Raw genomic sequence first — 7,576 nt, 5'->3', positions numbered from 1 at the left:
GGGGTGTGCGACCAGCTGCGCACACCCCCGCGTCGGCACGGCACCGTCAGTCGCTGGCCTGCCAGCTGTAGAACGGCTTGGCGACCGAGTCCTGCGGCCCGCGCCAGGTCTCCGGGTCGTAGGGCGCCACGTACGGCTTGAGGTCGTCGATGATCTTGTTGAAGGCCGGTGCGTGGTGGTTCTGCCCCAGCCCTTCCGCGACCGCCGCGTCGCTGCGCTCCATGAGGTGCACGTAGACGTCGTCGATCGAGTAGAGCCAGCGCCCGCCGACGCCCATCTGGGTCGGCAGCGGCCCGTTGTCGGACTCACCGAAGATGCGGGCCACCGCGGACTCGGAACCGGGCTTGATCCGCTGGACGATCAGCAGCGGGTTCGCGCCTCCGGCGGCCGACCGCTGCGGCGAGACCCAGCTGTAGAACTCCTTCGCCACCGAGTCGGACGGGTTCTGCCAGTTGCGCGGGTACGGCGTCACGTACGGCGCGATCTTCTCCGCGATCTCCTTGAACGCCGGCAGGCCGCGGTTGTTGCCGGTGACCGCGGGATCCTGGGCCCGCTCGACGACGTGGATGTAGAGGTCCTGCAGCGACAGCAGGATGCGCCCCGTGACGCCGACGTCCTGCGGTCGGGTCACCTTGTCGTAGTGGCCGAACACGTCGGCGACCTTCTGCTCACTGCCCGGGACGATGCGGCAGACGATCACACTGCGGAATACCACGGCTGCTCCTCACAAAGGTTGGACCCGGTCGGGTCAGGCGGTGAAACGGACGGGAAGCTCGATCAGGCCGCGGAACGGCGACGCCGCGGGCAGCCGACGCAGTTCCTCGGGCGGCACGCCGAGCTGGAGCCCGGGCAGCCGGCGCAGCAGCTCGCCGATGCCGATCTGCGCCTCCATCCGGGCGAGCGAGACGCCGAGGCAGTAGTGGACACCGTGCCCGAAGCCGAGGTGTGTCCCGCGTTCCCGGCACACGTCCAGCCGGTCGGGGTCCTCGAACTGGGCGGGGTCGTGGTTCGCCGAGTTGATGACCACGCCGACGATCGAGCCCGCCGGGATGCGCACGCCCTGGTACTCCACCTCCTCGGTGGCGATCCGCGGGCTCGCGACCGGCAGCGGGCCGTCGAAGCGCAGCAGCTCCTCGATCGCCTGCGGCAGCAGGTCGGGCGTCTTCACCAGCAGGTCGAGCTGCTCGGGGTTGGTCAGCAGCGCCAGCGTCGCGTTGCCGATGAAGTCCGCGGTGGTCTGGTGCCCGGCGAACAGCAGCAGGAACGCGGTGCTGACCAGTTCGCGCTCGGAGAGCACGCCCTCCTCGTCGCACGCGGCGATCAGGATGCTGACCATCGCGTCGTCCGGCTCCACGCGCTTGGCCGCCACCAGCTCGGTCAGGTAGCCGTGCAGCCAGGCCTGCGCCTCCTGCACCCGCGCCTTCTCCTCCGCCGGCGGACGGCCGGACGACCCGGACTCCCGGATGACCTGCGTCCAGTCGAGCACGCGCTGGCGGTCCTTCTCCGGTATGCCGAGCAGCTCGCCGATCACCATCATCGGCAGCGGGATCGCGAAGTCCCGCATGAGGTCGGCATGGCCCTGCGGCACGACCTTGTCGAGCAACCCGGCGACGATCTCGGCGATCCGGGGCCGGAGCGCCTCCAGCCGCCGCGGCGCGAACGCGCGCGAGGTGATCTGCCGCAGCCGGCTGTGCTCCGGCGGGTCCGAGTTGAGCATGTTCTTGTTCAGGCCCTCGGAGTTCGGCCCGAAGATGCGCAGGAAGTGCTGCCCCGGCCCGTAGAGGTCCTTGGACAGCCGCGGGTCCATCAGCGCGGCCTTCGCGTCGTCGAACCGCGTGATCAGGAAGGAGTCGAACCGCGGCGAGCTGACCGGACACACTGGACTGTCGGTGCGCAGCTTGGCGAAGGCGGGATAAGGGTCGACGGCGAACTCGTCGGTGTAGAGCTCTGCCGCGGGTAGTGCATTCTCGGTCATTCGCGCCTCCTCCGGGTCACGGCGCAGCGCCCCTGCACAGCTGGCCGCTTCAAACCGGAGATTAGACCCGCTTAGACGGGTTTTCGGCAGTTTCATCTACTTATGCCCGTTTGATCGAGGCGGAGATGTCTTGACGGGCCGCCGCGCCGCGCCTACATTGCTGACTAAATTTAGTCTCGAACAAAGGCCGGAGCATGGGGCAGATCTCACCGCGTGGCGACCTCGTCCGCGCCGCCGTGCTCGGCCTGCTGGGCACGCGGGGTGCCTCGTCCCGGGCCGACATCGCCCGGGTCCTGCGGGTCTCCCCCGCCACCGTCACGCAGACCACCAAGGAGCTGCTCCAGCGCGAGCTGATCACGGAGCTGCGCTCGGTGCCCAGCACCGGCGGCCGCCCGGCGATCCTGCTCGGGCTGGTCCGCGCGGCGGGCGGCGCGATCGGCGCGAAGGTGACCGCCGACCACGTCGCGATCGTCTCGGTCGACCTCGACGGCACGGTCCGCACGTCGCGGTCCGTCCCCTTCGACCCGTCGGCACCGGCTGCGCTCGAGGCGCTCTCCGGCGTTCTGCGCGACGCCGTCGCCGCACACGACGGCCATCTGCTCGGCGTCGGCGTCGGCCTGCCGGGCGCGGTCGACGCGCAGGCGTCCGGGCTCGTCGACGCGCCGACCCTGGGCTGGAGCCGGTTCCCGGTCGGCCGCCGGCTGCGCGACGCGCTCGGCGTGCCGGTGCTCGTCGACAACGACGTCAACACCCTGGCCGCGGCGCAGATCGTCTACGGCAACGGGCGCGAGCACGCGTCGTTCATGGTCGTCACGATCGGGCTCGGCGTCGGCTGCGCGATCGTCCACCAGGGCACGGTCAGCCGCGGCGCGCACGGCGGGGCCGGCGAGATCGGGCACATACCGGTCGCGGACGACGGGCCTCCGTGCGGTTGCGGCAACACCGGTTGCCTGGAGGCCTACGTGGGCGAGGCCGGCCTGGTGGCGACCGCGGCCCGGTCCGGCGCGATCGGCCCGCGCGGCACCATCGACACGCTGGCCCGGGCCGCCCGCGCCGGCAAGCCGGCCGCGCTCGAGGTCTACCGCGACGCGGGGCGGCTGCTCGGCCGGACGCTCGCGGGCGTCGTGCACACCGTCGACCCCGGGCTGGTCGTGCTGATGGGCGAGGGCGTGCGGGACTGGGGGTTCTGGGAGACCGGCTTCGAGGAGTCGTTCCGCGGCCGGCTCATGCCGGCCCAGCGCGGCATCCGGTGCCTGGTGGAGTCCTGGACCGAGGACCAGTGGGCGGTCGGGGCCGCCTCGCTCGTGCTGGCATCGCCGTTCGACGCGGCGGCCACGGGCGCGCAGGGCGAGCTGGTCCGGGCGCGGCTGCAGGAGGTGACCCGGTGAAAAAGCGCAACGCGGGCTGGGTGCTGTTCTTCCTCGCGCCGAGCGCCGTCCCGCTGATCCTGTTCACCGTCGTGCCCATGGTCTCGTCGCTCTGGGTCAGCCTGCACCGCTGGAACCTCATCTCGCCGATGGAGTGGGTCGGCCTCGACAACTACACCCACCTGCTGAGCGACCCGGCGACCCGCGACGTCTTCCTGCACACGCTGATCTACTGCGCGGGCTACCTCCCGCTCGTGTTCGCCGGCGGGCTCGGGCTCGCGCTGCTGCTCAACCAGCGGCTGCCCGGCCGGGCGTTCTTCCGCGCCGCGTACTTCCTGCCGGTCGTGACGAGCTGGGTGGTCGTCGCCCTCGTGTGGAAGTGGCTGCTCAACCCGACCAGCGGCCTCGTCAACTCGCTGCTCGGCGCGCTCGGGGCGCCGCAGCCCGGCTGGTGGACCGACCCCACCTGGGCCCTGCCCGCGGTGATCCTCGCGTCGGCCTGGAAGGACCTCGGGTTCGTCATGGTGATCATGCTGGCCGGCCTGCAGGCGATCCCGCAGGACGTGCTCGAGGCGGCCCGCACCGACGGCGCCGGCGCGTGGCAACGGTTCTGGCGGGTCACGCTGCCTCTGCTGTCCCCGTCGACGTTCTTCGTCGTCGTGATCTCGCTGATCAACGGCTTCCAGGTCTTCGACCAGGTGTACGTGATGACCGCGGGCGGCCCGTCCGGCGCGAGCCAGGTCGTCGTGGGCCAGATCTACGACCTGACCTTCCGGTACGGCCGCGCCGGCGAGGCGAGCGCGCTGTCCTGGATCCTCTTCGCCGTCATCCTCGTCATCACCGCGCTGCAGGTGCGCGGCCAACGCCGGTGGGTGCACTATGCGTGAGCCGTTCCCCCGCTACCTGCGGTTCACCGCCGTCGCCGTCGGCGCGGTGATCATGCTCGTGCCGTTCCTCTGGACCGTGGTCACCTCGATCACGCCGGACGGCAGCCTGGCCGGCGGGCCCACGCTGATCGTCAAGGACCCCACGCTCGCCGCGTACCGGGAGCTGCTCGACGCCCTGCCCATGTGGCGCATCGCGCTGAACTCGTTCTGGATCGCCGCCCTCGCCACCGTGCTGCAGCTCGTCACCGGCTCGATGGCCGCGTACGGCTTCGCCCGCCTCGCCTTCCGCGGCAAGAACATCGTCTTCGGCCTCTACCTCGCGACCCTGATGGTGCCGATGCAGGTGCTGGTCGTGCCGCTGTTCATCGAGATGAAGACGCTCAACCTGCAGGACACCTACATGTCCCTGCTGGCACCGTCGATCGCCTCCGCGTTCGGCGTCTTCCTGCTGCGCCAGGCGGTCGAGTCGCTGCCCCGCGACCTCGACGAGGCGGCCACCATCGACGGCGCCGGCCACCTGCGCATCTTCACCAGGATCGTGCTGCCGCTGATCCGGCCGACCCTGGCCACCGTCGCGGTCTTCGCGTTCATGGGCAGCTGGAACTCGTTCCTGTGGCCGCTCGTCGTCATCCGGTCGCCCGAGTTCATGACGCTGCCGCTGGGCCTGTCCACCCTGCAGGGCCAGTTCACCACCGACTGGGACGTGGTGATGGCCGGCTCGGTCTTCTCCATCGTCCCGATCGCCGTCGTCTACCTGCTCGCGCAGCGCCACATCATCGCCGGGATCGCGCACACCGGCATCAAGTAGCACTCATCCCCTCCGGCTCCACCCCTGGAAGGAAGGAACGACATGAGGAGTCTCGTCAGACGCGGCGCCGCACCCCTGGTCGCCGGAATCGTGCTGGCGCTCGCCGCCTGCTCGCAGGGATCGGCAACCCGCACGGACGAACCCGCGGCCGGCGGGAAGTCCACCGTCCGCTACATGAACTTCTCCGCCAACGACGGCCACGAGAAGGACCTCGACGCGATCAAGGCGGCGTTCGAGAAGGCCAACCCCGACATCACGGTCCAGATCGAGACGCTGCCGTACGCCGACTACTTCACCAAGCTGCAGACCGCGGTCGCCGGTGGCACGGCGGGCGACGCCTTCGAGCTGAACTACGAGAACTTCGTGACCTACACCGCCAACGGCTCGCTCGCCGAGCTGACCGGGGTCGACGCGGCGCCGTACAAGCCGTCGCTGCTCGACGCGTTCAAGGCCGACGGCAAGCAGTACGGCCTGCCGGCGTCGTTCTCCAACGTCGTGCTCTTCTACAACAAGGACCTGTTCGAGGCGGCCGGCGTGGCCCCGCCGACCGCGAGCTGGACCTGGGCCGACGAGCAGGCGGCCGCGGCCAAGCTGACCGACAAGGCCAAGGGCGTCTGGGGCGACTACCAGCCCATCTCGTTCTTCGAGTTCTACAAGACCCTCGCCCAGTCCGGCGGGCAGTTCCTCGCGCCCGACAAGAAGTCGGCGACGTTCAACTCCGACGCCGGCCGCAAGGCCGCGCAGTTCCTGGTGTCCAAGGCCGGGAAGACCATGCCGACCGAGGCGCAGGGCGCCGGCACGCCCGACTTCGACTCCAAGCTGTTCAAGGACGGCAAGCTGGCGATGTGGCACAGCGGCATCTGGATGTTCGCGAGCCTCGCCGACGTGAAGTTCGACTGGGACGTCGTGGTCGAGCCCGGTGACACCACGAAGGCCTCGGCGATGTTCACCAACGGCGCGGTGGTCTCGGCGGCGAGCAAGAACAAGGACGCCGCGCAGAAGTGGGTCACGTTCCTCACCTCGTCCGACGACATGGTGCAGGCACGCCTGAAGACGAGCTGGGAGCTGCCGCCGGTCGCGGACACCGGCAAGGTCAGCAGCTACCTGACCGCCGGCAAGCCGGCCAACCGGCAGGCGGTGTTCGACTCGCTCGACGCCACCGTGCTTCCGCCCGTCATCGAGCGGCAGCAGGAGATGCAGGACGCCGTGACCAAGGAGCTGTCGGCCGCCGCGGCCGGCCGCAAGGACGTGCCCACCGCGCTCGCCGACGCCCAGAAGGCCGTCGACGCGCTCCTCAAGTAGGGACCGAGATGACCACCGTCGCGCAGCACCGGGCGCTGGCCGCCCGCAGCCACGCCGTCATCACCGGGCACCAGGACGCGGGTGGCGCCTACCCGGCCTCGCCGACGTTCTCGGCGTACCGCGGCTACGCCTGGCTGCGCGACGGTGGCTTCACCGCGGAAGGGATCTCCCGGTACGGGGACACCGCCTCGGCGGACCGGTTCCACGACTGGGTCGGCAGCGTCCTGGCCGACCGCCGCGGGCAGGTCGACGACCTGCGGTCGGCCGGCCAGGACGTCCCGGTCGAACGGATGCTCCCGACGCGCTTCACGTTCGACGGCCGCAACGGCTCGGACCCGTGGTGGGACTTCCAGACCGACGGGTACGGCATCTGGCTCTGGTCGGTCGTCACGCACGCGCGGCGGCACGGGCTCGACCTCGACCGGTGGCGGCCCGGCATCGAGGTGGCCGTCGACTACCTCACCGCGTTCTGGGACCGGCCCTGCTACGACTGGTGGGAGGAGCACGTCGAGCAGCGGCACGTCTCCACGCTCGGCGCGATCCACGGCGGGCTCCGGGCCGTCGGGCCGGTCCTGTCCGGCGACCGGGCGACGGCGGCGGCCGGTGCGGCCGAGGCCGCCCGCCGGCTGGCGCTGACGGACGGGATGCACGACGGGCATCTGGTGAAATGGCTCGGCTCCACGGCCGTGGACGGCTCGCTGCCCGCGTGCGTGGTGCCGTTCGGGCTCGTCGCGCCCGGCGACCCGGTCGCCACCGCGACGCTGGGCGCGGTCGCCGCCGATCTCGACGTCGACGGCGGCGTGCACCGCTTCACCGCCGACGTGTTCTACGGCGGCGGGCAGTGGCTGCTGCTCGCCGCGCTGCTCGGCTGGAACCTGGCCCGCACCGGCGACCGGGAGGGCGCCTGGCGCCACCTGCGCTGGATCGCCGACCACGCCACCGGCGACGGCGAGCTGCCCGAGCAGGTCCCGGACCACCTCCTGCACCCGGGCAGCCGGCAGGAGTGGCTGGACCGCTGGGGGCCCGTGGCCACGCCGCTGCTCTGGTCGCACGGCATGTACCTCATCCTCGCCGACGAGCTGGGAGTCCTGGCATGACTGACCTGATCCGGCACCGTCCACACGGGATCGAGCACCCGTACGCCACCTCGCTGGACCAGCGGGTGCCCGTGCTGCCCGAGGTCGGGCAACGGGTGCTGCTCGGCGTGTGGGCCGATCCCGCGGTCACCGCCGTCACG

General features: G+C 71.1%; 7 protein-coding genes. 5 read left to right on the top strand and 2 right to left on the bottom strand.

Going from position 1 to position 7,576, the window contains the following annotated elements:
* Positions 1-46: 46 nt before the first annotated feature.
* Positions 47-715 (bottom strand): TcmI family type II polyketide cyclase, encoded by a 669-nt coding sequence (locus AB0H87_RS34835; protein ID WP_360155664.1) that lies wholly within the window; start codon positions 713-715, stop codon positions 47-49.
* A gap of 33 nt (positions 716-748) precedes the next feature.
* Complete coding sequence (locus AB0H87_RS34830; RefSeq protein ID WP_360155661.1) at positions 749-1,975, bottom strand: cytochrome P450; 1,227 nt, start codon at positions 1,973-1,975, stop codon at positions 749-751.
* A gap of 194 nt (positions 1,976-2,169) precedes the next feature.
* On the opposite strand from AB0H87_RS34830, the gene AB0H87_RS34825 reads away from it, so the two are divergent.
* Genes AB0H87_RS34825 through AB0H87_RS34805 form a run of 5 tightly spaced genes read left to right on the top strand, consistent with a single transcriptional unit; the run spans position 2,170 to position 7,436 of the window.
* Complete coding sequence (locus AB0H87_RS34825; protein WP_360155658.1) at positions 2,170-3,363, top strand: ROK family transcriptional regulator; 1,194 nt, start codon at positions 2,170-2,172, stop codon at positions 3,361-3,363.
* Complete coding sequence (locus AB0H87_RS34820; RefSeq protein ID WP_360155655.1) at positions 3,360-4,229, top strand: sugar ABC transporter permease; 870 nt, start codon at positions 3,360-3,362, stop codon at positions 4,227-4,229. The genes AB0H87_RS34825 and AB0H87_RS34820 overlap by 4 nt, the downstream gene beginning before the upstream one ends.
* The gene (locus AB0H87_RS34815; RefSeq protein ID WP_360155652.1) at positions 4,222-5,037 is read left to right on the top strand and encodes a carbohydrate ABC transporter permease; all 816 of its coding nucleotides are present in this window, start codon (positions 4,222-4,224) and stop codon (positions 5,035-5,037) included. Before AB0H87_RS34820 ends, AB0H87_RS34815 begins: the two co-directional genes overlap by 8 nt.
* Before the next feature lie 42 nt (positions 5,038-5,079).
* Positions 5,080-6,339, top strand: coding sequence for a sugar ABC transporter substrate-binding protein (locus AB0H87_RS34810; protein ID WP_360155649.1), 1,260 nt, complete (start codon positions 5,080-5,082; stop codon positions 6,337-6,339).
* 8 nt (positions 6,340-6,347) lie between these two features.
* The gene (locus AB0H87_RS34805) at positions 6,348-7,436 is read left to right on the top strand and encodes a glycoside hydrolase family 15 protein (protein ID WP_360155646.1); all 1,089 of its coding nucleotides are present in this window, start codon (positions 6,348-6,350) and stop codon (positions 7,434-7,436) included.
* Positions 7,437-7,576: the final 140 nt, after the last annotated feature.

The organism is Asanoa sp. NPDC050611, from assembly GCF_040654855.1.
Classification (GTDB): Bacteria; Actinomycetota; Actinomycetes; order Mycobacteriales; family Micromonosporaceae; genus Asanoa.
Note: the sequence above shows the minus strand (reverse complement) of the source record. Positions and strands in the feature narration are given on the sequence as shown.

What these genes read in the sequence shown, in the direction of transcription:
- AB0H87_RS34830 (WP_360155661.1), bottom strand. Translation starts at nt 1,975, where the DNA reads ATGACCGAGAATGCACTACCCGCGGCAGAGCTCTACACCGACGAGTTC.
- AB0H87_RS34825 (WP_360155658.1), top strand. Translation starts at nt 2,170, where the DNA reads ATGGGGCAGATCTCACCGCGTGGCGACCTCGTCCGCGCCGCCGTGCTC.
- AB0H87_RS34815 (WP_360155652.1), top strand. Translation starts at nt 4,222, where the DNA reads ATGCGTGAGCCGTTCCCCCGCTACCTGCGGTTCACCGCCGTCGCCGTC.
- AB0H87_RS34810 (WP_360155649.1), top strand. Translation starts at nt 5,080, where the DNA reads ATGAGGAGTCTCGTCAGACGCGGCGCCGCACCCCTGGTCGCCGGAATC.
- AB0H87_RS34805 (WP_360155646.1), top strand. Translation starts at nt 6,348, where the DNA reads ATGACCACCGTCGCGCAGCACCGGGCGCTGGCCGCCCGCAGCCACGCC.